Source organism: Mesorhizobium sp. M0983, assembly GCF_040318975.1.
Lineage (GTDB): Bacteria > Pseudomonadota > Alphaproteobacteria > Rhizobiales > Rhizobiaceae > Mesorhizobium.
Window position 1 is genome coordinate 177,401 of sequence record NZ_JAMYNH010000003.1, and the last position, 21,921, is coordinate 199,321.

Genomic DNA, 21,921 nt, shown 5'->3' on the forward strand with positions numbered 1-21,921 from the left:
TGTCGTTGAGCGGGTGGAGGCGACCCCACCCGGCCCTTCGGGCCACCCTCCCCTCGAGGGGGAGGGATCAGGCCGCCGCTTTGAGCGACGCCTTTTGCGCGGCAAAGGCCCAGTCCAGCCAAGGCAGCAGCGCCTCGAGGTCGGAGGCCTCGACCGTCGCGCCGCACCAGATGCGCAGGCCGGGCGGAGCGTCGCGATAGGCGCCGATGTCATAGGCGACGCCTTCCTTGTCGAGCACCGAGACAATTGCCTTGGCGAACGCGGCCTGTCCGTCGGCGTCGAGTGCCGCGACATCCGGATCGGTGAAGGAAAGGCATACCGATGTGTTCGAGCGCGTCGCCGGGTCGGCTGCAAGATGGCCGAGCCAGGAAGATTTCCGGACAAAGCCATCGAGCACGGCGGCATTGGCGTCGGCACGGGCGATCAGCGCATCGAGGCCGCCGATCGACTTCGCCCAATGCAGCGCATCGAGATAGTCCTCGACGCACAGCATCGACGGCGTGTTGATAGTCTCGCCCTTGAAGATGCCCTCGATCAGCTTACCGCCGGAAGTGAGGCGGAAGATCTTCGGCAGTGGCCAGGCCGGCTTGTAGCTTTCCAGGCGTTCGACGGCGCGCGGGCTGAGGATCAGCATGCCATGCGCGCCCTCACCGCCCAGCACCTTCTGCCAGGAGAAGGTGACGACGTCGAGTTTCTGAAAATCGAGCTTTTGCGCAAAGGCCGCCGAAGTGGCGTCGCAAATGGTCAGGCCCTTGCGGGTGGCCGGGATGAAATCGCCGTTCGGCACGCGCACGCCCGACGTCGTGCCGTTCCAGGTGAAGACCACGTCGCGGTCGAAGTCTATTTTGGTCAGGTCGGGCAGTGCCCCGTAGTCGGCCTCTAACCTGCGCACATCGGCAAGCCTCAGCTGCTTGACCACATCGGTGACCCAGCCGGAGCCGAAGCTCTCCCAGGCGACCATGTCGACGCCGCGTTCGCCGAGCAGCGACCACAGCGCCATTTCGACCGCGCCGGTGTCCGAGGCCGGCACGATGCCGATGCGATAGTCTGCCGGAACCTGGAGGATTTCCCGCGTCAGCTCGATCGCTTGTTCGAGCTTGGTCTTGCCGATCTTGGCACGGTGCGAGCGCCCGAGCGCGGCATTTTTGAGCGCCTCGACCGACCAGCCGGGGCGTTTTGCACAGGGACCTGAGGAAAAATTGGGATTTGCCGGACGGAATCCGGGCTTCGTATGCGTCGTCATCGTGGTCTATCCTTCCAGATAGTGGCCCCTCGTTGGGGAGGGGTGGCCCACGAACGGCGATATGCGTTCAGGCTTTCGGCGTCAAGGGGAAAGTTTTTGTCGCTGTCAGGATATTGCCAGCGCCCGGGGCAAAAATGCGAACGGCGAGCCTACGACCCGCCATTGTTAACGCCTCGGCTTCGATCGAGCCTACCAGAGGTCGTAGCGTAGTCCGACTTTGACTTGATGATTGTTGATTCCTTTGCGGATCGGAAAAGAAGTCAGGCTCTCCGCAGTCACATATTCGGCGTCTGGCGCGGAAAAATACTGATAGCCCAGATCGACTGAGACGTTCTTGGACACTTGGTAGGCAAGGCCGGCATTCAGCGTGTAGGCGAAGGAGTATTGGGTCTTGTCGTCACGCAGGACGAAATCGTCGGCGGGGTTGGCGTTGTCGATGAAGTAGCTCGCCGAGAGGCGACGCTTGCTCTGGACGACACCGATACCAGCGCCGAGATAAGGTGTGATTCCGACATAGGTGCCAAGGTCGACATAGCCATTGAATATGCCTGAGAAGGCATAGTTCTTCAGGGTCGCCGATGCCACCGTCGTTCCGTCGTTATAGCCGACGTCGATCTTGTTGCCGGGAAGATAGCCGACATTGAGATCGGCCCGCAGATAGTCGTTGAAATGGTAGCCAAAGCCTATGCTGGCGAAGATGGGATCTTCCTTTTCGTCGAAGCTCGCGGGCGTGAAGGCGAAATCCTCATCCTTGAAGCTCTTCTGCACCAGATAGGAGACATCGCCGCGCAGATACCATCCCGAGCCAACCTCGACCGGTACATAGTCGGGCGCCTGGTCGACATAGACCGGCGGATCGTAATCGGCGCCAAGCGCCGGCGTGAGCGGCATCAGGACGACTGCTGCAAGCGCCAGCACTACAGGCGATTTGAATGTCATGGTCCCCGGCTCCCGACTTGGCGCATTCGCGATCGCGCGCGCCGTTTCAGAGAGCATTGTTAACCATAGTGGTTAAGTGCGGGTTAAGGATAACAAGGCGTTAGCAATTGATTTGATCCGTTTTCGCTCCTCGAGCTGGACGGTATTACAGAGCAACGCAGCATCTTTAGGCAGCCAAACGAAACCGCCCGGCAGAAGCCGGGCGGTCGACGAATTCTTCGATTTCGAAGCGACTACTTGGTGTAGACGGGCTCGGGTTCCGGAACATAGGGCTCCGGGGGCGGAGCACAGTCCGACCTGCCGAACTGGTAGCGCAGGCCGCCGCGCACTTCGTGCACGTTGATGCCTCGGTCATAACCTGGGCCGACATTGCTATCCGAAGCATATTCGAACATCTTGCCGCCGTTGATGTGGCTGAAGCGGTAGCCGACATCGAGCTTTACGCGGTCGGTCAGGCAGTAGGATGCGCCCGCCATCGCAGCATATGCAAAACGCCAGCCCTTACCGCCATGATGCTCGAACTCGCCGTCGTCATCGACGTTGTGCAGTTCATCCCACTTGACCCAGGCGCCGCCGATGCCCGCTCCGACATAAGGTGTGACGCCATGCCAGGTGCCGATATCGACATAGGCGTTGGCCAAGAGCAGCAGCGCCGAATAGGACGAGGTGTCGACGGATGTGCAAGGGGTTTGTAATACGCCGCAGAAGCCGTTGGTCGAGCCGCGGAATTTGGATTTGCTCATCCAGTCCAAGGTGAGATCGGTACGGAAATGCTCGTCGATCTGGTAACCAACACCGGCGCCGGCCGAGAAGGCGCCATCCAGCTTGCCTGTATCGAACTTGCCGGGATTCTGGGGCGCTACACCGTAGGTGATATAGTCGCCACCGCGAAACTTCGACCAGTGATAGTCGATATCGCCGCGGATATACCAGCCGCCATACTCGGCCGGCGGCTCGTAGGCGATCGGTGGCGGCGCCTCCTCGACCACCGGCGGCTCGACGAAATCGGCGGCGAATGCCGGCCCGACGCCGGCAAACAGCGCGGCCAGGAGAGCCATTCTTGCTGTGTTGAACATGCTTATCACCCCTGAGAACCCTCGAACGGCGAACGCGCCCGAAATATGATTGACCTCAGTTGTGGATAATGAATCGGAAAGGTTAAAAGGCGTTTAACCGTATCGATTAACCACGAATCTCTAAAATCCGAGGATTCTGGCGGCCGTTGCTGTTGCAGGACTGACAGGCGATCCAACAAAAAGCCCGCCGGCAAGGCGGGCTTTTTGAACTGATATTGGAGGGAGATCAGGCGGCGCTGCGCGTTTCCGAAATGACCTCGACGATGTCGTTGACCACGGACTCGACAAGCTGCGGGTCGTCGCCCTCCGCCATGACACGGATGAGCGGCTCCGTGCCGGATGGCCGGATGACCAAGCGCCCGGCCTTGCCGAGGCGATGGCGCGCATCTTCGATCGCTGCCTTGACCGGCGCCTCCTCCAGCGGCTTGCCGCCGGAAATATGCACGTTCTTCAACAGCTGCGGCACCGGCTCGAACTTCTTCGACAATTCGCTGACCGGCCGGTTCTGCCGCTTGATGCAGGCGAGCACCTGGAGCGCCGAGACGAGGCCGTCGCCGGTGGTCGAGAAATCGGACAGCACGATGTGGCCCGACTGTTCGCCGCCGACATTGAGCCCATGGGCACGCATGTGCTCGACGACATAGCGGTCGCCGACCTTGGTGCGATGCAACTGCAGGTTCATGTCGCCGAGGAAGCGTTCGAGGCCGAGATTGGACATCACCGTCGAGACGACCCCGCCGCCGGCCAGCCGCCCGCTCTGGTGCCAGGATTCGGCGATCAGCGCCATGATCTGGTCGCCATCGACGATCGCGCCGTTCTCGTCGACAATGACGACGCGGTCGGCATCGCCGTCGAGCGCTATGCCGATATCGGCGCGCACCTCGTGCACCTTCTTTTGCAGGCCGGCCGGATGGGTCGAGCCGCATTCCTTGTTGATGTTGAAGCCGTTGGGCTCGACATTGATGGCAACGACCTCGGCGCCGAGTTCCCATAGCGCGTCGGGCGCCACCTTGTAGGCGGCGCCATTGGCGCAATCGACGACGATGCGCAGGCCCGACAGCGACATCGAGCGCGGCAGCGTGCGCTTGGCGAATTCAATATAGCGGTCATGCACGCCGTCGACGCGTTTGGCGCGGCCGAGCCCATCAGAATCGGCAAGCGCCAGTTCGATATCCTTGTCGAGCATCCCCTCGATACGCTCCTCGATCTCATCGGACAGCTTGTAGCCATCGGGGCCGAACAGCTTGATGCCATTGTCGTAATAGGGGTTGTGCGAGGCAGAGATCATCACCCCTATATCAGCGCGCAGCGAGCGCACCAGCATTGCAACCGCTGGCGTCGGGATCGGGCCGAGCAGGAAGACATCCATGCCGGCGGCGCACAGGCCCGACACCATCGCGTTCTCGATCATGTAGCCGGAAAGCCTGGTATCCTTGCCGAGCACGACGCGGTGGCGGTGGCTGCCGCGCTGGAACGAGAGGCCGGCGGCCATGCCGACCCTCATGGCGACCTCCGCCGTCATTGGAAACTTGTTGGCGCGCCCACGAATACCGTCCGTACCGAAATAATGTCCTGCCATGCTAGCCAGCTTCCCGATGGTTCTTTCCGAGCATCTCATGCCATAAAATCGGCCGAGCTCTGTCATCACATTGTATGATTATGGACGACCAATCCTTAGAAAATTGTTGTCTTGTGTGTTTTGCGTCACGCTAATGTGTTGATTTTCAAGTTTCGAGCCCTTGTTGCGGCAGCAGCATCAGAAACGTCAACCTCAAACCTCATCTGGATCCTTTGGTTTGTGACAGTGTGGCCTTGAACCCGAATCCGCATCGCGCTGCTTCAGACAGAGATAGGCTCAGGTCCGTCGCACCCGCCGATTTGACTGGCTGTCATGCGACGCAGTGTACTCGCTGGGAACGAGCCATATGCGCGCTCTCCGTGCAATGCACCCGGACGAACTTGGCTGGGAAACAGTCCCGGCAACGAATTCATCACCTTAAAGAAAAGAATGCACTTCTAAATTGTCTCTACGCTACTTAGCATCTGGCGCAACCAGCCGTTGAGCGCTATTGCTGCACTGGGACATATCATGAACCGCCATAGGGAGAAAACGCATGCTCATCCATCGACTTGCCACTTTGACGGGCCTTGCCGTCGCGACCTTATTCCTGGCGGCGCCTGCCAATGCGCTGACCATGGCCGAGTGCAGCACCAAGTATAACGCGGCCAAGGATGCGGGAACGCTTGGCGGGCAGAACTGGAACCAGTTCCGCAAGGCCCAATGCGGCACCGATGCCACCGCCGCTACGACCGATCCCGCCCCAGCCAAAGCCACGGCCAAGGCCGCCGACACCACCAAGGCAGCCGCCGGCGACGATGCGGCGCCTGGGCTGACGGCGAAGGAGTGCAGCACCAAGTACCAGGCGGCAAAAGCCGCCGGCACGCTGAACGGCATGAAGTGGAACGATTTCCGCAAGACCCAGTGCGCCGCCGACGCGACGGCAGCCGCACAACCCGCCGCCACGACCAAGGCTGCGGCAGCCACCGCCGACGACGCTGCGCCGGGCCTGACGGCCAAGGAATGCAGCACCAAATACCAGGCCGCCAAGGCTGCCGGCACGCTCAACGGCATGAAATGGAACGATTTCCGCAAGAGTGAATGCGCCGCCGGCGCAACTGCAGCGGCACAACCTGCCGCGGCACCTGCCAAGGCGACGACAGCTGCCGCGACCGATACCGGCAAAGGCCTCAGCATGGCTGATTGCAGCGCCAAATATCAGGCCGCCAAGTCCGGCAATACTTTGAACGGCATGAAGTGGAACGACTTCCGCAAGAGCCAATGCGGCGCCGGCGCAGCCGACGACGACGACACCCTGCCGGCTCCCGATGCGAAGTACACCGGCGATCCGCAAGCGCCGACCATCACCGCCCCCCAGGGCGTGAAATTCCCGACGGCGATCTCCAAGAAATACGCTACCGAGACCCCGGCCAAGGGCCGCATGCACACCTGCCTCGACCTGTATTACGCCAACAAGGACGCCAACACGCTGGGCGGCCTCAGGTGGATCCAGAAGGGCGGCGGCTTCTACAGCCTCTGCAACGCCAAGCTGAAGAGCTGACCAGCGCCATCATCCGACGACATGAGCCCGCGAGCCGCAAGGTTCGCGGGCTTTTTTGTTGCTGCATGCTGCCGCGCGTTCCGAAGAGGCGGCATCCGCGCGCAGTCGGCCGCCGCTCTAGCGATCTCCCCCCTCGTGGGGGAGATGTCCGGCAGGACCCGGCAGGACAGAGAGGGGCGCTGTCCCGCCGACATCGATGGTCGGCAGCACGCGCCACGTTTGGTCGAAGGAGCCTGAAACAAAAAACCCGCCTCGGCGGGCGGGTCGTTGGAGCCAATTGGCACCATACGCAAATTAGTAGCATAGCTGCCGGGACAAAGCAAGAACAAAATGTGGCGCCGTCGGCAAAAAACTGCGAATTTCCTTCACCGGCGCGCCTTGTCGATCTTCCCGAAGTCGTCAACGAGGACGATAGAAGGCCGCGTTCCTTCGCGCCCCTCTCTGTCCTGCCGGACATCTCCCCCGCGAGGGGGGAGATTGGCCGTCATCGTCACTTTCGCCAATTTCCAGCGATGCAGGAAGGGTCGCATTCCCCAAAGAAAAACGCCGCGGTCAGAGCCGCGGCGTTTCGAAGTCGATCTCTCCTGGGCCGGAGCCTAGCTTGACGGCTGGGGTTCCATACCGCCTTCGGGCTCGGGGCCCTTCTTGCGGCGGCCGGACTTCGGCACGGCCGAGCCGCGGCTCGGCGGTGTGTCGTCGCCGAGGTCGCGTGCGGGCTTATTGCCGGCGATCAGCTGCTTGATCTCCTCGCCGGACAGCGTCTCGTATTCGAGCAGGCCTTGCGCCAGCGCGATCCATTCCTTCTTCTTCTTGGTCAGGATGGACCTTGCCGTCGAATAGGCCTCGTCGATCAGCCGGCGCACTTCGGCGTCGATGATCTGCGCCGTCTCTTCCGAGATATTCTGCGTGCGCGCCACCGAATGGCCGAGGAACACCTCCTCCTGGTTGTCGCCATAGGCGACATGGCCGAGCTTGTCGGAGAAGCCCCAGCGCGTCACCATGGCGCGCGCCAGCTTGGTCGCCTGCTCGATATCGGAAGAGGCGCCTGAGGTGATGTTCTCCTTGCCGAACTTGAACTCCTCGGCGACACGGCCGCCCATCATGATGGCGAGGCGCGAGATCATGTATTTGTAGCTCATCGAATAGCGGTCGCCTTCCGGCAGCTGCATGACCATGCCGAGTGCCCGGCCGCGCGGGATGATGGTCGCCTTGTGCAGCGGATCGGCCGACGGCACATTGAGCGCCAGGATGGCGTGGCCGGCCTCGTGATAGGCTGTCAGCTCCTTCTCAGCCTGCGTCATCGCCGACGAGCGGCGCTCGGCGCCCATCATGATCTTGTCCTTGGCGTCCTCGAATTCGGCCATGGTGACGAGGCGTTTGTTGCGCCGCGCCGCCATCAGGGCGGACTCGTTGACCAGGTTCATCAGGTCGGCGCCGGAAAAGCCCGGCGTGCCGCGTGCGATCACCTTGAGGTCGACATTGGGCGCCAGCGGCACGTTGCGCACATGCACCTTCAGGATCTTCTCGCGGCCGACGATGTCGGGATTCGGCACCACCACCTGGCGATCGAAGCGGCCCGGCCTGAGCAGCGCCGGATCGAGCACGTCGGGCCGGTTGGTGGCGGCGATCAGGATGATGCTTTCGTTGGATTCGAAGCCATCCATCTCGACCAGCAGCTGGTTCAGCGTCTGCTCGCGCTCGTCATTGCCGCCGCCGAGGCCGGCACCGCGATGGCGGCCGACGGCGTCGATTTCGTCGATGAAGATGATGCAAGGGGCGTTCTTCTTGGCCTGGTCGAACATGTCGCGGACGCGGCTTGCGCCGACGCCGACGAACATCTCGACGAAGTCCGAGCCGGAAATGGTGAAGAACGGCACGTTGGCTTCACCGGCGACCGAGCGGGCGAGCAGCGTCTTGCCGGTTCCGGGAGGACCGACGAGCAGCACGCCGCGCGGGATCTTGCCGCCGAGCCGCTGGAATTTCTGCGGGTCGCGCAGGAACTCGACGATCTCTTCCAGATCTTCCTTGGCTTCGTCGACGCCGGCGACGTCCTGGAAGGTGACGCGGCCATGCGCTTCGGTCAACAGCTTCGCCTTCGACTTGCCGAAGCCCATGGCGCGGCCGGAACCGGACTGCATCTGGCGCATGAAGAATATCCAGACGCCGAGGATGAGGATCATCGGCAGCCAGGAGATCAGGGTGCCGAACAGCGAATTGGAGCCGTCGGATTCAGGACGCGCATTAATGGTGACGTTCTTGTCCTGCAACCGCGAAACCAGCGACGGGTCCCCAGGCGAATAGGTCTGGAAGCCGTTGGAGCTGTCCGTGTAGTTGCCGGAGATACGGGCGCCGGCGATGGTCACCGACTTGATCCGTCCCGCCGCGACCTCCTGTAGGAACTGCGAATAGGGGACATCGCTCGAGGCTCCACGCGTCTGCGGCGTCTGGAAAAGATTGAAGAGAGCGATGAGCAGGACCGCTATGATCGCCCAGAGCGCGAGGTTGCGATAATTTGGATTCATCAATTGTCCCGTTGGCGCCCGCTGGGCGGACGCACGTCGTGAGAGGAAACTTGGCCCTAACATAGGGAGAGCGTCTCCCCTTGCCAAGCATAACAGCAGGTCTCGGTTAAGCTTTCGCCCGTGGTAGGCCGGCACTGTGGCCGCCGAATGGCGCGGCTGGAACCGGCGCCGCGCCAAGCAACGCGGCGACGGCATCGGCCGGCGCCAGATCGAAGGACGGCAGGAAACGGGCGAAGGGCGCGACTGCCGGATATGCGGCGACCGCCGCCGGCATCGGGCTTTCCTCAGGCAAACCCGGGCCTTGCCCAGGCAGACCAAGGCACTCGCCATCCCGCCATAGCGCTGGTTCGGCGGCCAAGGCGGCACGCACAAGGCTTGCCGGCGTGCCATGCCCGGCAATTGCCCGCTTTGCGGCAAGAGCCACCCCGAGCGGGGCAACCAACAGCGGCGCGATCAACAATGCACCTGAACTGTCGCTCAATGTGATCCGTCTGCGGCCGTCCCAAAGGGCATTGTCGGAAACCGCAACAGCGGGCGGCAGATCGCGCAACTCACGATGCAGAAAGATGCCGGTACGCCGGGCATCGACCACGCTCCGCGACAATGTGGCACAAAGCGGCCCGGCCCGGAGCCGGCCGAAAAGGGCTTCGCCGCGGGCCTGGTCGGGAAGGAAGGCGGTACCGCCGGTCGCCGCCAGCAGGATGCGCAGCGCATAAATAGCCGCCCGGCGGTCGGCGACCGTCGCAAAATCCTGATCGAGGCGGACGAGGCCGGCGGCCGGCCTGGAGGCCAAGCCGCGGATCAGCATGGCCGCGCGCTGTCCTAACTGCTCACGCTCGACCGCCGCCTTTCTGGCCAGCGCCATCGTTTCAGCCATGCGAAGCGCATCGTCGCCTTCAACAAGTGCTGCGCGGACGCGCGGGCGCTCGAAAGCAGTGTCGGCATTGGTCGGGTCCTCGACCCAAGCGACCTGTTCGCGCCGGAGGAATTCGCGCAGCGCCGCACGCCGCACGCCGAGCAGCGGCCGCACGATCCAGTACCGCCAGTCGTAGAGGGTTGCCGGCGCCATGCCGGCAAGGCCCCGCGGCCTCTCCTCACTTGGCACCTCGTCACGCGCTTGCCGCATCAGCACGGTCTCGGCCTGGTCGTCGGCGGTGTGGCCGGTCAGGATCAGCCCGACGCCTGCCGCTTCGGCGGCCTCGGCGAGCAGCCGGTATCGGGCTTCGCGCGCGGCGGCGGGCAGGCCGGTCGCTGGTTTGTGCCCCGACCAGACGACGATGCGATGGGCAATGCCGCGCGCCGCGCACAGCCTGGCCACGGCTTGCGCTTCCGCTGCCGCTTGCGGCCGCAATTGGTGATCGATCGTCACCGCCAGCAATTTCGTTGCCGGTGCGGTACGGTCGAGATGGGCTTTGAGGAGGAGGAGGAGAAGGGCGGTCGAGTCGCTGCCGCCGGACACGGCCACAACAGCGCCGTTGGAAAAGTCGATCCGCGAAAAATCCGAAAGATCAGGCTCGGTGTCGAGCGTCATGCATGTCGCCCAAAAGTGGGCCCGGTTTTGGGGCAACGACGTGCAACAGAAAAACTAGCACGCCGCGAGTGCCCTTTCCTGCTTGACCCGCTCCTTGAGCGCGCCGGAAATATCGGGGTAGCGCTTGCCGATCTCGCTGAAGGTGGCACAGGCCACGTCGCGCTGCTTCAGCCCGACCAGTGAGACGCCGAGCTTCAGCAGCATGTCTGGCGCTTTCTTGGCCTTGGGATAGTCCTTGCTGGCTGCGAGGAAAGTCTCGGCCGCATCGCGGTATTTCTGCTGGCCGAGCAGCGATTCACCGAGCCAGTAATGCGCGTCCGCCGCTTTGGCGTCCCGGGGAAACCGAGCGATATGGTCGCGGAAGCCCTGTTCGGCGGTGCTGTAGTCGCCCGACAGGATGAACTGGTAAGAGTTGCGGTAAAGCTCCTCCGGGTCGTTGGTCGAGGGGAGTGCCGCGACCACCGTATCGTCGGATTTGCCGGCCTTGTTGCCGGCTGCGTTGGCGCCGTTGGCTGGGGCCGTATTCTGCTCCGGCGCGTTCGCCTGCGCATTGCCATCGGCTTCGACGACATTGCCGTTTTTGTCGACGGTGATGGTGCCGAACGTCTTGGGCGGCGCGCCGGGGATCAGCTTGCCGGGATCGCCGTTGGGCGATTCGACGATGACGTCCTCGACGCTCTTGTCGCCGGCTGGCGGCGTGTCGGCAGCGGCCGGAGCCTGCGTTGCAGGCGCCTCCGCCACGTTACTGTCGCCGTTGGGGTTGTCGCTGTTGGGCGCCGCCTCGGACTTCTTCTGCTCGGCCGGCTGCTGCGCGCCTTGCGGACCGCCTTCCAACTGCTGGAAGCGGAATTCGTTGTCTTCCTGCTGCTTGCGGATCTGCTCCTGCATCTGCAGGACCTGGAAGTTGAGTTCCTCGATCTTGCCGTTCATCTGCCGGAGCTGTTCCTCCAGCGCCGGAGTGCCGGTGCCATCCTGTTGCGCGAGTTGAACCTGATCCGGCTTTTTCTTTTCACCGAAAATGCCGGGCAGTTTGATCGTCGGCAGATGGAAGGAAAAGCCGCTTTCCGATGACTGCTCGGTGCCGCTTGCCCCGTCAGCAAGTGCCGCGATACTTGATACGAGCAGCAGCGCAAGCGTGCCGCTCAAGACCGATCTGAAATGCATGTGCCTCTCGCCGTGAAACCGTTGTTGCGCGCCTCTCACTCGAAGTAGACCAGCCAACTGGGACTAGCCAGACGCTCTCGGCTCTTAACAGGACGTGAGACTTCGGCCAAATTTTGTTTGGAGCGGGCAGATATGAAAAAGGCGGCCCTTTGGCCGCCTTTCGCACCAAGTGTTGCATTTATGCCGATCAGGAGCCGGCGCCGCCCAGGGTGGTTACGGCGCGGCGGTTCTGCGACCAGCAGGAGATGTCGTCGCAAACCGCGACCGGACGCTCCTTGCCATAGGAAATGGTCTTCAGGCGCTGCGCCGAAACGCCCTTGGCGACCAGGAAGTCGCGGGTGGCGGCAGCACGGCGGGCGCCGAGCGCCAGATTGTATTCGCGCGTGCCGCGCTCGTCGGCATGGCCTTCGATGACGATGGCATACTGCTTGTACTGGTTCAGCCACTGTGCCTGGCGCGCCAGCGTCGTCTGCGCATCGGCGCGGATCGACGACGAATCGGTGTCGAAGAAGATGCGGTCGCCGATGTTGACGGTAAAGTCCTGGGCTGACCCGGGCGTTGCCGCACCAGCGCCGTTGAGGCCGAGATCGGCGGCGCTGTTTGGCGTCTTCTTCGAGGCGCAACCGGTGATCGCGAGCATCGCGACCAGCGCGATCATGACCGGGTTTGTGGTAAGTGCTGCGATACGGCCCATGCCGCCTCTCCTTCGCAATTCGAGTGATTTCATTGATCGTCCAGTAACCACGTTTGGGTTAACCGGCGCTCAAGAAACACGGTTAAAATTTGGTTTCGGCTGCCGTCCACAACCGTTCTGCCGAGGGCTACTCAAGGGCGACAATGAGCGCGGACCGTAGGCGGAAATGCGGCCAAAACATGAAAAAGAGGGAATTGAAGAATTGAAGGGTTGAGGAATTGAGGAAAGAGATCACCTCAGCTTCTCTCTGAGATTGACCAGCATTCCGTAGATGCGGGCATAGGATTGCAACCAGTCGTCGCGTTGCACCTGTGTGATATACTCGAGGTCGAACGCATACGAAATCCACGTCTCCACTTCACTGCATGACCCTATGGCCATCGAAATGAAGCGTGCGAATTCGGGCTTGGAGCGGGTCTGTTTGGCAAAACCCTCAGCCAAATTGGCGCAGATCGCCTTGCTGGAACGACGTAGTTGATCGGCGAGCGCGTATTGCTCCATTTTCGGAAAAGCAAGCGTGGCTCTGTGTACCCCAAGGGAAACCGCATAGGCGCGCTTATAGACTTCCAAATCCCTCGCGTGCTCGATGTAGGCCCCTGGCTTCTCCATTCTTCAGTTCTTCAACTCGTCAGTTCGTCAATTCCTCAGTTCCTCTATTCGAGCAGCGGCGACCAGGCCGGATCCGAGGCGAAGTTCGCTGTCGGGATCGACTGTTCGTTGCGGCCGGTGAGGTCGACCGACACAAGTTTTGGTCCGCCATTGGAATCGCGGAAGAACATCACCACCCGGCCGTTGGGTGCCCAGGTCGGCCCTTCCTGCTGAAAGCCGGTGGACAGGATGCGCTCACCCGAACCGTCGGTGCGCATGACGCCGATCTGGAATTCGCCGCCGGTCTGCTTGGTGAAGGCGATGAGATCGCCGCGCGGCGACCACACCGGCGTCGAATAGACGCCGTCGCCGAACGAGATGCGGGTCTGGCCCGAGCCGTCGGCGCCCATCACATAGATCTGCGCCCGGCCGCCGCGGTCCGAGGTGAACACCACCTTGCTGCCGTCGGGCGAGTAGGACGGTGAGGTATCGATGGCGGTCGAATTGGTAAGCCTGGTCGTCGAGCGGCTTCTCAGGTCCATGGCGAAGATGTTGGAATTTCCGTCGTCGCGCAGAAGGCTCATGATTACTTTCTGGCCGTCCGGCGAAAAGCGCGGCGCAAACGTCATGCCGGGGAAATTGCCGACCAGCTCGCGCTGCCCCGTCTCGATCTGCAGCAGGTACACCCGCGGCTGACCGCTCTCGTAGGACATATAGGTGATTTCCTGCCGGTTCGGCGAGAAGCGCGGCGTCAGCACGATCGACTTGCCGTTCGAGAGATAGCGGACGTTGGCGCCGTCCTGGTCCATGATGGCAAGCCGCTTCTTGCGCGCATTCTTGGCACCGGACTCGTCGATGAAGACGACGCGCGTGTCGAAATAGCCCTTCTCGCCGGTCAGCCGTTCGTAGATGGCGTCGGCGATGATGTGGGCGACGCGCCTGGTATTGGCGTCGTTGGCGAAGAACTGTTCGCCCGACATCTGCTGGCCGGCAAAGGTGTCCCACAGCCGGTACTGGGCGCGGACACGGCCGTCAGCCTCCTTGCCGACACTGCCGGTAACCAGCGCCTGCGCATTGATCACCTTCCAGTCTTCGAAGCGCGGCGTCGCATCAGGGTTCGAGATCTTTTCGATGAAGGCGCTTTTGTCGATCGGCGCGAACAGGCCGGAGCGTTTCAGGTCGGCACTGACGATGTCGGAAATCTCGGCGCCGAGCGCATCGCCGCCCTGGAAATCGGTGATGGCGATCGGCAACGGCTCGACATTGCCCTTGTTGACGTTGAGCTCAACGAGCGCTCGCGCCGGCAGGGTGGCAGCAACGGTCATGCCCAGCGCCATCGCTGCGATCGCCAGGAGCGGCTTGAGAATGGATTTCATGTCTTCTCGCTTCTCTTCAAGGATTCTATGGGGGCGCCGGCCTAGAGGCCCAGCATCTCCCTCGGATCGAAAGTGACCTGGATGTCGGACCAGATGTCCTGCTTGCCTGCGGGAACCTGCAAGCCAGCCATGTCGCATTTCTGAACCGCGCGAACGGCACTTTCGTCAAACGGGCGGTTTCCGCTCGACTTTTCGACAGTAGGCCGGCCATCCAGCTTGCCCGACGCGTCAAGATTGAAGCGGACCACGGCGACGAGATCCTCCGCGCCTTCCACTCCGACTGGCAGGGTCCAGCATCCTTGAAGCTGATTTTCCAGGGTTCCCATCTCCGATTTGGAGAGCTTCTGGCCCTGATCCTTGTCGCCGCCGAGCGAAGACTGTTGGGTCGAGCGCTTGGCGCCGCCACCGGCCGGCTTCCGCTTGTCGAGCAGAGCCGAAATCTCGTCGGCGTTGAATTGCTTGTCGTCCGATTTCGGCTTGGATGAGGCTTCCTTGACCGGCTTGTCGGCATCCTTGCGCTCCGGCGCCTTGGCGCTTTCGGCCTGGACCGGCTGCGGCTTCGGCCGAGCCTCAGGCGCGGGGGCCGAGTCGGGAAGCTGCGCCTCCTCGGTTGGCGGTTCCTTGGCAATCGCCTCGGCGACGGCGTCCGGCTTGACCTCGGGCTGTGGATCGATCGCGGCGGTCTTGTCCTGCGGCGGCGTGGGCGTCGGCTCCTTGGCCGGCGTCGGCTTGGGCTCGGTCTGCTTGACCGGTTCTGGCTTGACCTCTTCCTTCGGCTGCGGCACCGGCGCTACCTCCGTAGCGGGAATTGGCTTCGGCTCTTCCTTCGGCTTCGGCACGTCCTCGGGCTTGGGCTTTTCGACCGGCGTCGGCGCGGGTGGCGGGGCCGCCGTCATGTCGACTGGCTGGGGCTTGGGCTCAGGTGTCGGCGGCTTGTCGGTGTCGACGCTGTTATCGCCGACTTTCTGGGCGTCGGGAACGATGTCGGGACGCTGCGTCGGCACCGGCGCCGGCTTGTCGTGCATCACAGCCTTCTTGTCGCCTTGCAGGATCTGTGCCGTCGCTTCCATCGGCACGATCTCGACCGACACCGATTCCGCATCAGACGCGGGCATCGCGGGCGGCGAGGACAACGTGAACAGGCCGAAGGCCAGCGCCACCGTATGCAAGATCACCGATGTGGTGAGGCCGGTCCGCATGTTCTTGTCTACTGATCCTGTTCCTGCAGTGACAGGAGACTCATGTTCTTGTAGCCAGCGGCTTGGACATAGCCCATGACCTTCAGAGCCGCTCCATAATTGGTTGCCTTGTCGGCGCGAACGAAAATGCGCTCGTCATAGCCGGTCTTCGAAATCGCCTGCAGCTTTGCCACCAGTTCCTCGATCGGGATCTCGGTTTCCTGAATGAAAATCTGGCCGGCGGCATTGATTGATAGGGTAATCGGTTGCGTGTCGGCCGCAATCGGCTTGGCCTGAGTTTCCGGCAGATCGACCGGAACGCCGACCGTCAGCAACGGCGCCGCGACCATGAAGATGATCAGCAGCACCAGCATCACGTCGACCATCGGCGTGACGTTGATCTCCGATATCAGGGCGTGATGGCGGCCGCGCCGCCTGTGGCCGCGCCCGCCGCGTCCTCCGCCACCTGCGCTTACGGACATTCCCATGATCGTTCCTCAGGCCTTCTGCACGACTTTTTCATCGATTTGGCGCGAGAGTATGGCGGAGAACTCATCCGCGAACCCTTCCATGCGCACCGCGATCTTGCTCGCGTCGGACGACAGCTTGTTGTAGGCGATGACGGCAGGGATGGCGGCGAGCAGGCCGATGGCCGTCGCCAGCAGCGCCTCGGCGATGCCGGGCGCGACCACCGACAGGCTGGTGTTCTTCGACGCGGCGATCGCCTGGAACGAGGTCATGATGCCGATAACCGTGCCGAACAGGCCGATAAAGGGCGCCGCCGAGCCGGTGGTGGCGAGAAAGCCGAGCCGCCCTTCCAGCTTTTCCATCTCGCGGGTCAGCGCCAGATCCATGGCCTTGTCGATGCGGGTCTGCAGGCCGAGCGGCGATTTCGCGCCCTTCTCGAAGCTCTTCTTCCATTCGCGCATGGCGGCGACGAAGATCGCGCTCATGCCGGTCGTCTTGCGGTCGGCGAGCGTGCGGTAAAGTTCTTCCAGCGACTGTCCCGACCAGAACACCTGTTCGAAGCGGTTGAGCGCCAGCCGCATGCGGGCATAGGCGACGAGCTTGTCGACGATGATCGCCCAGGTCCAGATCGAGGCGCAGAGCAAGCCGATCATGACCAGCTTGACCACCCAACCGGCCTGCATGAACAAGGCCCAAATCGATAAATGCGCGCCCGGTTCGGCGAGAGCGATGTTTTCCATGTTACGTCCTTAAAGATTTTCCGGGCGTGGCTGGCGGCTGGCCCATGGGCATCCCTTGTGGTCCGTTCGCGTTAGGCTGGCGGAATAACCCCAAATGCACCGTTGGCGGCCTTTTCGGGGCAAATATTGGTGAAAGGAAGGCGCTTGGATTCTTCCAATCTTAACCAATCCCTTCATGGACCGTTATGGTTAAGGATGGGTTAGGACGTACAGCGCGGCGCATTGCCGCGCCCTGATAGGTCGCCCGGCGATTCTGGCGTGGACCGGAAGTTCCGGGATCGTCCGCCTCTGAATCTTTATTTGCGCGTTCTTGGCATGAAAGCTGCGATCCAGTCCTTGGGAAAGCGCCGCGGCCGTCCGTTGTCGCCGACGATCGCCGCTTCGACCCGCGCCTCGACCAGCACTTCGCTGCCGCGCTTCAATTGCTGCGCCATGACGATCCGCGCACCGGAAATCTCGTCGGTGCGCGTATCGATGGTCAGGATGTCGTCCATGCGGGCCGAACCGCGGAAATCGATTTCCATGCGCCGCACCACCCAGACTATTTTCTCGCCATGTTTGCCCTCGGCAAGCTCGGTGTGGTGGACGCCGGCCAAGCGCAGATAATCGGAACGGCCGCGCTCGAAGAACTCGAGATAGCGCGCGTGGTAGACGACGCCGGAAAAATCGGTGTCTGCATAATAGACCCGCGCCATCAATCGATGGCCGAATTCCGTCAGCGCGCCGGAAAGCCCGGCGGACAATGCCGATTCACGGTGATCGTCCATTGCTGTCCTTTTGGCCCGACGGGCCCTGTTTTAAGCAACACCTGTTTTGCGCATAGACCGGCGATGATCAAGACCTGGAGGGCGGGGCCGGGAACTGCCAGCACCGAAGCCATAAGCAGCGGAACTTACGGCTCTTCCTGGAATAGGCTGATCTGCTGCTGCGCCAGGTCCTTCGGCGCGTCGAGGCCGAGATGCCGCCAGGCATTGGCCGCCAGCACGCGGCCGCGCGGAGTGCGCATGATAAAGCCTTGCTGGATCAGAAAGGGTTCGATGATGTCCTCGATGGCATCGCGCGGCTCGGAAAGCCCAGCGGCGATGGTTTCGATGCCGACCGGCCCGCCGCCGAAATTCCGGGCGATCATCGACAAATAGCGGCGGTCGAGCGCGTCGAGGCCGAGCCCGTCGACCTCCAGCCGCGTCAGCGCCTCGTCGGCGATCTTGCGGTCGACATGGCCGTCGCCCGCAACGCTGGCGAAGTCGCGCACCCGGCGCAACAGCCGGCCCGCGATGCGCGGCGTGCCGCGCGCCCGCCGGGCGATCTCCAAAGCACCGTCGTCACCGAGCGGCATGGCAAGGATGCGGGCGCCGCGCCGCACGATCTGCTCGAGTTCCTCGACGGAATAGAAATTGAGCCGCACCGGAATGCCGAAGCGGTCGCGCAGCGGGTTGGTCAACAGGCCGAGCCGGGTGGTGGCGGCGACTAGCGTGAAGCGGGCCAGGTCGATCTTGACCGAGCGCGCCGCAGGCCCCTCGCCGATGATCAGGTCGAGCTGGAAATCCTCCATCGCCGGATAGAGGATTTCCTCGACCGCCGGGTTGAGCCGGTGGATCTCGTCGATGAACAGCACGTCGCGGTCTTCGAGGTTGGTGAGCAGCGCCGCGAGATCCCCGGCCTTGGCGATGACCGGACCCGAGGTCGAGCGGAAATTGACGCCGAGCTCGCGCGCCATGATCTGCGCCAGCGTCGTCTTGCCGAGGCCGGGCGGGCCGACGAACAGCACATGATCGAGCGCTTCGCTGCGGCCCTTGGCGGCCTCGATGAACACTTTGAGATTGGCCCGCACCGCCGCCTGGCCGACGAAGTCGCCGAGCGTCTGCGGCCGCAAGGTCTGCTCGGCGTCCTCGCCGCGTTTGTCGGGAGCAATGAGGCGTGGCGAAAGGCTCATGCGCATACCGCTCGAAGGAAAAAGTTCGTATCGACACGGATTAACGTCACCCGGCACCCTCTCGTTCGGCGTCTTGCTGCTCGCCAACAACCTGGCGGCCCACTGCATCCCTTACCACCGCGTCGATCTGTTCCAGCGTAGCGGGCCCGTTAGGTGGATCACCCAGAAATCCAGCGAGGTCGGCAAATTCGAGATTGCGCGGCGTTCCTATCAGGAGACCATCCACGACCGTCCAGGCAACAGTATCGCCTGACTTGAGCGACAACTCGTTCCGGACTTTCTTTGGAATCGTAAGCTGCCCCCTGGAGGTCAAGCCCGCATATCCGACCATGCTCTTGTTCCTAGTCGGAATTTATTTGTCGGGCAACATCTCACCGTGCCAGCTCCTTCAGCCCGAAGCGGATCAGCTTCGACGCGTCCGCTTCCTCGCCGGCCGTCTTCAACGCCGCCGCCACTGCGTTGGCGGCAGTGTCGCGAGAATAGCCGAGATTGACCAGCGCCGAGACTGCGTCGGTGATCGGCGCCGAAGCAACGCCTTCGCCGAGCTCCTGCTTCAGGCCGATGGTGCCGGAGGCAGCACCTGCATAGGCCGGCGCCTTGTTCTTCAACTCGGTGACGATGCGCTCCGCCACCTTCTTGCCGACGCCCGGCGCGCGGCTGACCATGGCGATATCGCGCAACGCAATCGCATTGGCGAGGTCGGCCGGCGCCAGCGTCGACAGGATTGCCAGCGCCACCTTGGCGCCGACGCCCTGCACATTGTTCATCAACAACCGGAACCATTCGCGCTCCAGCACCGACTGGAACCCATAGAGCCGCAGCATATCCTCGCGCACATAGGTCTCGATGAACAATATCACCGCCTCGCCGGGCGGCGGCAATGCGGCAAGCGTGCGCGCCGAGCAATAGGCGACATAGCCGACGCCATGCACGTCGACGATGCAGAAATCCTCGTCGATCTCGTCCAGCGTGCCTTTTAGCTTGCCGATCATTTGAGCTTGCCGATCATGCCGGGTGGGTTTCCGGAGAGATGATATCGAGGTCCGGGAAATAGCTGCGATAGCGCGCGGCATCGCGCGTCAGCAGGCGATGCCCAGCGACAACCGCATGGGCTCCAATAAAGAAATCCGGCAGCGTTCGTTCGCGGAGGCCGCCGGCGCGGCGATAGCGGGAGTGCGTGACACCAGCAAGGAAGGCCGCTTCCCACGGCAGGAATTCGCGATCCATCTTGAGCATGTCGACTGCTTGGCGAAGGGCCTGTTCGGTCGCGATCAACGGCGCGAGTTCGGACCAGACGATTGCATTGATTACGAGTGCGCCGTCGCGCCGGCATGCGGTAATTGCTGATGCCGACCATTTCGTCTCCCGTCCGGCAGGACCCCAAACGTCGATCAGGACGTTTGTGTCAATCAATGTCGAGGTCTTCACGCGGGCCCCTCAGCCATTCCACATATTCGTCCGCCGTCATGCCCCCCAGATCCAGCGTACCAGCCATACGGCCGAGCATCTGGCTGAATCTGCGCGAGGCTTCCTCCTTCGACATGTTTTCGTCGACCGCAATGACACGAGCACCGTCCTCGGTGGGGACGAACTCCACCTCCGAGCCCGGGCCGATACCCAGATGATCCCGTATTTCCTTCGGGATGGTCACTTGGCCCTTGGTGGTAACGCGCATGGTAATACCTCGTTGGTATTACTTATTGTTCACTGGAGAACAAGTCAAGAACAAACTTATTCGGCCAGCATCGCCATCCTGTAGGCGATGCTCTGCCTGTGATGCGCGTGACAGATGGCGATGGCCAGCGCATCGGCGGCGTCGTCGGTGTCGAAAGTCGCCTTCGGCATCAGCACCTTGACCATCATATGGATCTGCTTCTTGTCGCCATGGCCGACACCGATCACCGCCTTCTTGACGGCGTTGGGCGCATATTCGGCAACGGCAAGGCCGGCGCGCGCCGGCACCAGCATGGCGATGCCGCGTGCCTGGCCGAGTTTCAGCGTCGCCGCGGCATCCTTGTTGACGAAGGTCTGCTCCACCGCCGCCTCGTGCGGCATCGTGGCATGCAGGATCTCGGCAAGCCCGTCATGCAATTGGCAAAGACGCACCGCCAGCGCCGCCTTGTCGTCGGACCGTACTGTGCCGGAAGCGACGAAGCGCAGCGAATTGCCAAGGCTTTCGACGATGCCCCAGCCGGTGCGCCTAAGCCCCGGATCGATGCCGATGATGCGAATCGCTTCCCCCATCCGCCAAGTCTACCTTCGGCGGGCAGCGATGCCAGCGAAATGTGAACAAACCAGAAACGGGGCTCGTGATGTCCACAAAGCCTCTGAGACCGTTTCGAAAGGTCGCTCCGGCGAGTCATATGGTGGTGGTTTCGAGAACCGGAGCGCAGCGGACATTTGGGTCCGTGAGCCCACGCGTGATCCCGAGGGGATCATGCGCAATCAAAGTGCTGCAGCGTCCTTTGCGCGTCCAAAAGGACGCGGCGCTGCAGGTAAGCGGAGAAAACGCCGCCAGATGGCCGCTGGAGTAGAGTTTCCAAACGGTCTCTCAGCCGCGGGCGAAAGCCGTGTTGAGCAACGTGATCTGGTCGGAGACCGGATTGAGGCGACGGCTCGACTGAGGCACCTCGGCGAGGCCGCCATAGATCTCCTCGTCCATGCGGCGCACCAGCGCCTGCAGGCGCAGCGAGCGGTTGACGAGGTCGACGAAATCCGTCGGCAGCTCGGCCCAGCCGGGCGCCTCGTCATGCGCGGAGGCGGTGTCGAGACGCACCTTGGATTTTTCGGAAGCCACCTGATCGCGGGTCATCTCGCCGGAATTCGCCGCCCGCTGCAAAAGCAGCCACGAGGCGACCTGCATCAGCCTGGTGGTCAGCCGCATCGACTCGGCCGCATAAAGCGTCGCCGCCAGCCTCGACAGCTTCTTGGCCTCGGCGCGGCCCTTGCCGTCGAGATATTCGGCCGCCTGCTCGACCAAGCCCATGCCTTCCTGATAGAGCGGCTTGAAGGATTGGGAGAAAACCCGGCGCTCCGCCAGCTTGATGGTGTTCGCGCTCGCCTTCGAAGGCTCGTTCATCGCTGCGCCCCTGCACTTGCCTGACAGCCGGCCGATTCGGCTCTTGGCCGCCATATCCGGCAGCCTAAACGACTGAAGCTTGAAAATGCGCTTCGCTGCCGGCGAAGGCAAGCACATGTTTAACAAACAGTTAACGGCCGCATTTGGCCCAAGGGGCTCCATGCCGGCGAACAAAAAAAGAGCCGCGGATAAGGCGGCTCTCAGGAGTTTAACAGGGAGGCGTCAAACAAAGTGGCTCCAACCACTCGGTAAGAATCCAGATCACTGGATG

22 protein-coding genes and 1 pseudogene are annotated in these 21,921 nt (G+C 62.5%); 2 read left to right on the forward strand and 21 right to left on the reverse strand.

What is annotated here, in order from left to right; translation table 11 throughout:
• Positions 1–67: 67 nt before the first annotated feature.
• The 4 genes from NKH71_RS07365 to glmM form a co-directional block, all read right to left on the reverse strand.
• Positions 68–1,243, reverse strand: a complete 1,176-nt coding sequence (locus NKH71_RS07365; protein WP_023719598.1) for a phosphoserine transaminase — start codon at positions 1,241–1,243, stop codon at positions 68–70.
• A gap of 189 nt (positions 1,244–1,432) precedes the next feature.
• On the reverse strand, positions 1,433–2,182 hold the full coding sequence (locus NKH71_RS07370; RefSeq protein WP_352787890.1) for an outer membrane beta-barrel protein: 750 nt from the start codon (positions 2,180–2,182) through the stop codon (positions 1,433–1,435).
• Positions 2,183–2,415: 233 nt separating this feature from the next.
• Positions 2,416–3,258, reverse strand: coding sequence for an outer membrane protein (locus NKH71_RS07375; protein WP_352640148.1), 843 nt, complete (start codon positions 3,256–3,258; stop codon positions 2,416–2,418).
• Between the two features lie 226 nt (positions 3,259–3,484).
• Positions 3,485–4,837, reverse strand: coding sequence for a phosphoglucosamine mutase (glmM, locus tag NKH71_RS07380; RefSeq protein WP_352494163.1), 1,353 nt, complete (start codon positions 4,835–4,837; stop codon positions 3,485–3,487).
• Positions 4,838–5,711: 874 nt separating this feature from the next.
• On the opposite strand from glmM, the gene NKH71_RS07385 reads away from it, so the two are divergent.
• Complete coding sequence (locus NKH71_RS07385) at positions 5,712–6,377, forward strand: hypothetical protein (RefSeq protein WP_502896311.1); 666 nt, start codon at positions 5,712–5,714, stop codon at positions 6,375–6,377.
• Positions 6,378–6,973: 596 nt separating this feature from the next.
• Here the strand turns inward: NKH71_RS07385 and ftsH are convergent.
• From ftsH to ruvB, 11 genes are all read right to left on the reverse strand, one after another.
• Entirely contained in the window at positions 6,974–8,899 is a 1,926-nt protein-coding gene (ftsH, locus tag NKH71_RS07390) for an ATP-dependent zinc metalloprotease FtsH (protein WP_023677989.1), read from the reverse strand.
• Between the two features lie 106 nt (positions 8,900–9,005).
• Positions 9,006–10,430: a tRNA lysidine(34) synthetase TilS gene (gene tilS / locus NKH71_RS07395; protein WP_352787893.1), complete on the reverse strand. Its 1,425-nt coding sequence runs from the start codon at positions 10,428–10,430 to the stop codon at positions 9,006–9,008.
• 54 nt (positions 10,431–10,484) lie between these two features.
• Positions 10,485–11,594 carry a tol-pal system protein YbgF gene (ybgF, locus tag NKH71_RS07400; RefSeq protein ID WP_023719604.1) on the reverse strand — a complete coding sequence of 370 codons (1,110 nt, stop codon included), beginning with the start codon at positions 11,592–11,594 and terminating at the stop codon, positions 10,485–10,487.
• A gap of 187 nt (positions 11,595–11,781) precedes the next feature.
• On the reverse strand, positions 11,782–12,288 hold the full coding sequence (pal, locus tag NKH71_RS07405; RefSeq protein ID WP_352480915.1) for a peptidoglycan-associated lipoprotein Pal: 507 nt from the start codon (positions 12,286–12,288) through the stop codon (positions 11,782–11,784).
• 231 nt (positions 12,289–12,519) lie between these two features.
• On the reverse strand, positions 12,520–12,897 hold the full coding sequence (locus NKH71_RS07410; RefSeq protein WP_352480916.1) for a four helix bundle protein: 378 nt from the start codon (positions 12,895–12,897) through the stop codon (positions 12,520–12,522).
• 44 nt (positions 12,898–12,941) lie between these two features.
• Positions 12,942–14,213: a Tol-Pal system beta propeller repeat protein TolB gene (gene tolB, locus NKH71_RS07415; protein WP_502900346.1), complete on the reverse strand. Its 1,272-nt coding sequence runs from the start codon at positions 14,211–14,213 to the stop codon at positions 12,942–12,944.
• An 80-nt stretch (positions 14,214–14,293) separates the two neighbouring features.
• Positions 14,294–15,451, reverse strand: coding sequence for a cell envelope integrity protein TolA (tolA, locus tag NKH71_RS07420; protein ID WP_352494161.1), 1,158 nt, complete (start codon positions 15,449–15,451; stop codon positions 14,294–14,296).
• Positions 15,452–15,459: 8 nt separating this feature from the next.
• On the reverse strand, positions 15,460–15,918 hold the full coding sequence (locus NKH71_RS07425) for an ExbD/TolR family protein (RefSeq protein WP_352494160.1): 459 nt from the start codon (positions 15,916–15,918) through the stop codon (positions 15,460–15,462).
• A 9-nt stretch (positions 15,919–15,927) separates the two neighbouring features.
• The gene (gene tolQ, locus NKH71_RS07430; protein ID WP_023719609.1) at positions 15,928–16,638 is read right to left on the reverse strand and encodes a protein TolQ; all 711 of its coding nucleotides are present in this window, start codon (positions 16,636–16,638) and stop codon (positions 15,928–15,930) included.
• 296 nt (positions 16,639–16,934) lie between these two features.
• A complete protein-coding gene (ybgC, locus tag NKH71_RS07435; protein ID WP_023719610.1) occupies positions 16,935–17,405 on the reverse strand; it encodes a tol-pal system-associated acyl-CoA thioesterase in 471 nt (156 codons plus the stop codon).
• Positions 17,406–17,530: 125 nt separating this feature from the next.
• The gene (gene ruvB, locus NKH71_RS07440; protein WP_023719611.1) at positions 17,531–18,571 is read right to left on the reverse strand and encodes a Holliday junction branch migration DNA helicase RuvB; all 1,041 of its coding nucleotides are present in this window, start codon (positions 18,569–18,571) and stop codon (positions 17,531–17,533) included.
• On the opposite strand from ruvB, the gene NKH71_RS33405 reads away from it, so the two are divergent.
• A complete protein-coding gene (locus NKH71_RS33405; protein WP_348633225.1) occupies positions 18,570–18,824 on the forward strand; it encodes a hypothetical protein in 255 nt (84 codons plus the stop codon). The two genes, ruvB and NKH71_RS33405, sit on opposite strands and share 2 nt — an antisense overlap.
• A 3-nt stretch (positions 18,825–18,827) precedes the next feature.
• Here NKH71_RS33405 and NKH71_RS33410 read toward each other — a convergent pair.
• From NKH71_RS33410 to rcdA, 6 genes and pseudogenes are all read right to left on the reverse strand, one after another.
• Positions 18,828–18,902, reverse strand: a pseudogene (locus tag NKH71_RS33410) (AbrB/MazE/SpoVT family DNA-binding domain-containing protein); the annotation flags it as partial.
• A 40-nt stretch (positions 18,903–18,942) separates the two neighbouring features.
• Positions 18,943–19,563, reverse strand: coding sequence for a Holliday junction branch migration protein RuvA (gene ruvA / locus NKH71_RS07450; protein ID WP_023719613.1), 621 nt, complete (start codon positions 19,561–19,563; stop codon positions 18,943–18,945).
• Positions 19,564–19,576: 13 nt separating this feature from the next.
• Positions 19,577–19,999 (reverse strand): type II toxin-antitoxin system VapC family toxin, encoded by a 423-nt coding sequence (locus tag NKH71_RS07455; RefSeq protein WP_023719614.1) that lies wholly within the window; start codon positions 19,997–19,999, stop codon positions 19,577–19,579.
• Complete coding sequence (locus NKH71_RS07460; protein WP_023719615.1) at positions 19,977–20,246, reverse strand: AbrB/MazE/SpoVT family DNA-binding domain-containing protein; 270 nt, start codon at positions 20,244–20,246, stop codon at positions 19,977–19,979. Before NKH71_RS07460 ends, NKH71_RS07455 begins: the two co-directional genes overlap by 23 nt.
• Positions 20,247–20,302: 56 nt before the next feature.
• Entirely contained in the window at positions 20,303–20,815 is a 513-nt protein-coding gene (gene ruvC / locus NKH71_RS07465) for a crossover junction endodeoxyribonuclease RuvC (protein ID WP_352480921.1), read from the reverse strand.
• A gap of 307 nt (positions 20,816–21,122) precedes the next feature.
• The gene (gene rcdA / locus NKH71_RS07470; protein ID WP_023719617.1) at positions 21,123–21,650 is read right to left on the reverse strand and encodes a protease adaptor protein RcdA; all 528 of its coding nucleotides are present in this window, start codon (positions 21,648–21,650) and stop codon (positions 21,123–21,125) included.
• Positions 21,651–21,921 lie beyond the last annotated feature (271 nt).

What these genes read in the sequence shown, in the direction of transcription:
- NKH71_RS07385 (WP_502896311.1), top strand. Translation starts at nt 5,712, where the DNA reads ATGAAGTGGAACGATTTCCGCAAGACCCAGTGCGCCGCCGACGCGACG.
- tolA (WP_352494161.1), bottom strand. Translation starts at nt 15,451, where the DNA reads ATGCGGACCGGCCTCACCACATCGGTGATCTTGCATACGGTGGCGCTG.
- NKH71_RS07425 (WP_352494160.1), bottom strand. Translation starts at nt 15,918, where the DNA reads ATGGGAATGTCCGTAAGCGCAGGTGGCGGAGGACGCGGCGGGCGCGGC.
- glmM (WP_352494163.1), bottom strand. Translation starts at nt 4,837, where the DNA reads ATGGCAGGACATTATTTCGGTACGGACGGTATTCGTGGGCGCGCCAAC.
- ruvB (WP_023719611.1), bottom strand. Translation starts at nt 18,571, where the DNA reads ATGAGCCTTTCGCCACGCCTCATTGCTCCCGACAAACGCGGCGAGGAC.
- ruvA (WP_023719613.1), bottom strand. Translation starts at nt 19,563, where the DNA reads ATGATCGGCAAGCTAAAAGGCACGCTGGACGAGATCGACGAGGATTTC.
- tolQ (WP_023719609.1), bottom strand. Translation starts at nt 16,638, where the DNA reads ATGGAAAACATCGCTCTCGCCGAACCGGGCGCGCATTTATCGATTTGG.
- rcdA (WP_023719617.1), bottom strand. Translation starts at nt 21,650, where the DNA reads ATGAACGAGCCTTCGAAGGCGAGCGCGAACACCATCAAGCTGGCGGAG.
- NKH71_RS07365 (WP_023719598.1), bottom strand. Translation starts at nt 1,243, where the DNA reads ATGACGACGCATACGAAGCCCGGATTCCGTCCGGCAAATCCCAATTTT.
- ybgC (WP_023719610.1), bottom strand. Translation starts at nt 17,405, where the DNA reads ATGGACGATCACCGTGAATCGGCATTGTCCGCCGGGCTTTCCGGCGCG.
- NKH71_RS07460 (WP_023719615.1), bottom strand. Translation starts at nt 20,246, where the DNA reads ATGCGCGTTACCACCAAGGGCCAAGTGACCATCCCGAAGGAAATACGG.
- tolB (WP_502900346.1), bottom strand. Translation starts at nt 14,213, where the DNA reads ATGGCGCTGGGCATGACCGTTGCTGCCACCCTGCCGGCGCGAGCGCTC.
- NKH71_RS07370 (WP_352787890.1), bottom strand. Translation starts at nt 2,182, where the DNA reads ATGACATTCAAATCGCCTGTAGTGCTGGCGCTTGCAGCAGTCGTCCTG.
- NKH71_RS07410 (WP_352480916.1), bottom strand. Translation starts at nt 12,897, where the DNA reads ATGGAGAAGCCAGGGGCCTACATCGAGCACGCGAGGGATTTGGAAGTC.
- tilS (WP_352787893.1), bottom strand. Translation starts at nt 10,430, where the DNA reads ATGACGCTCGACACCGAGCCTGATCTTTCGGATTTTTCGCGGATCGAC.
- ruvC (WP_352480921.1), bottom strand. Translation starts at nt 20,815, where the DNA reads ATGGGGGAAGCGATTCGCATCATCGGCATCGATCCGGGGCTTAGGCGC.
- pal (WP_352480915.1), bottom strand. Translation starts at nt 12,288, where the DNA reads ATGGGCCGTATCGCAGCACTTACCACAAACCCGGTCATGATCGCGCTG.
- ftsH (WP_023677989.1), bottom strand. Translation starts at nt 8,899, where the DNA reads ATGAATCCAAATTATCGCAACCTCGCGCTCTGGGCGATCATAGCGGTC.
- NKH71_RS07375 (WP_352640148.1), bottom strand. Translation starts at nt 3,258, where the DNA reads ATGTTCAACACAGCAAGAATGGCTCTCCTGGCCGCGCTGTTTGCCGGC.
- ybgF (WP_023719604.1), bottom strand. Translation starts at nt 11,594, where the DNA reads ATGCATTTCAGATCGGTCTTGAGCGGCACGCTTGCGCTGCTGCTCGTA.
- NKH71_RS33405 (WP_348633225.1), top strand. Translation starts at nt 18,570, where the DNA reads ATGCGCATACCGCTCGAAGGAAAAAGTTCGTATCGACACGGATTAACG.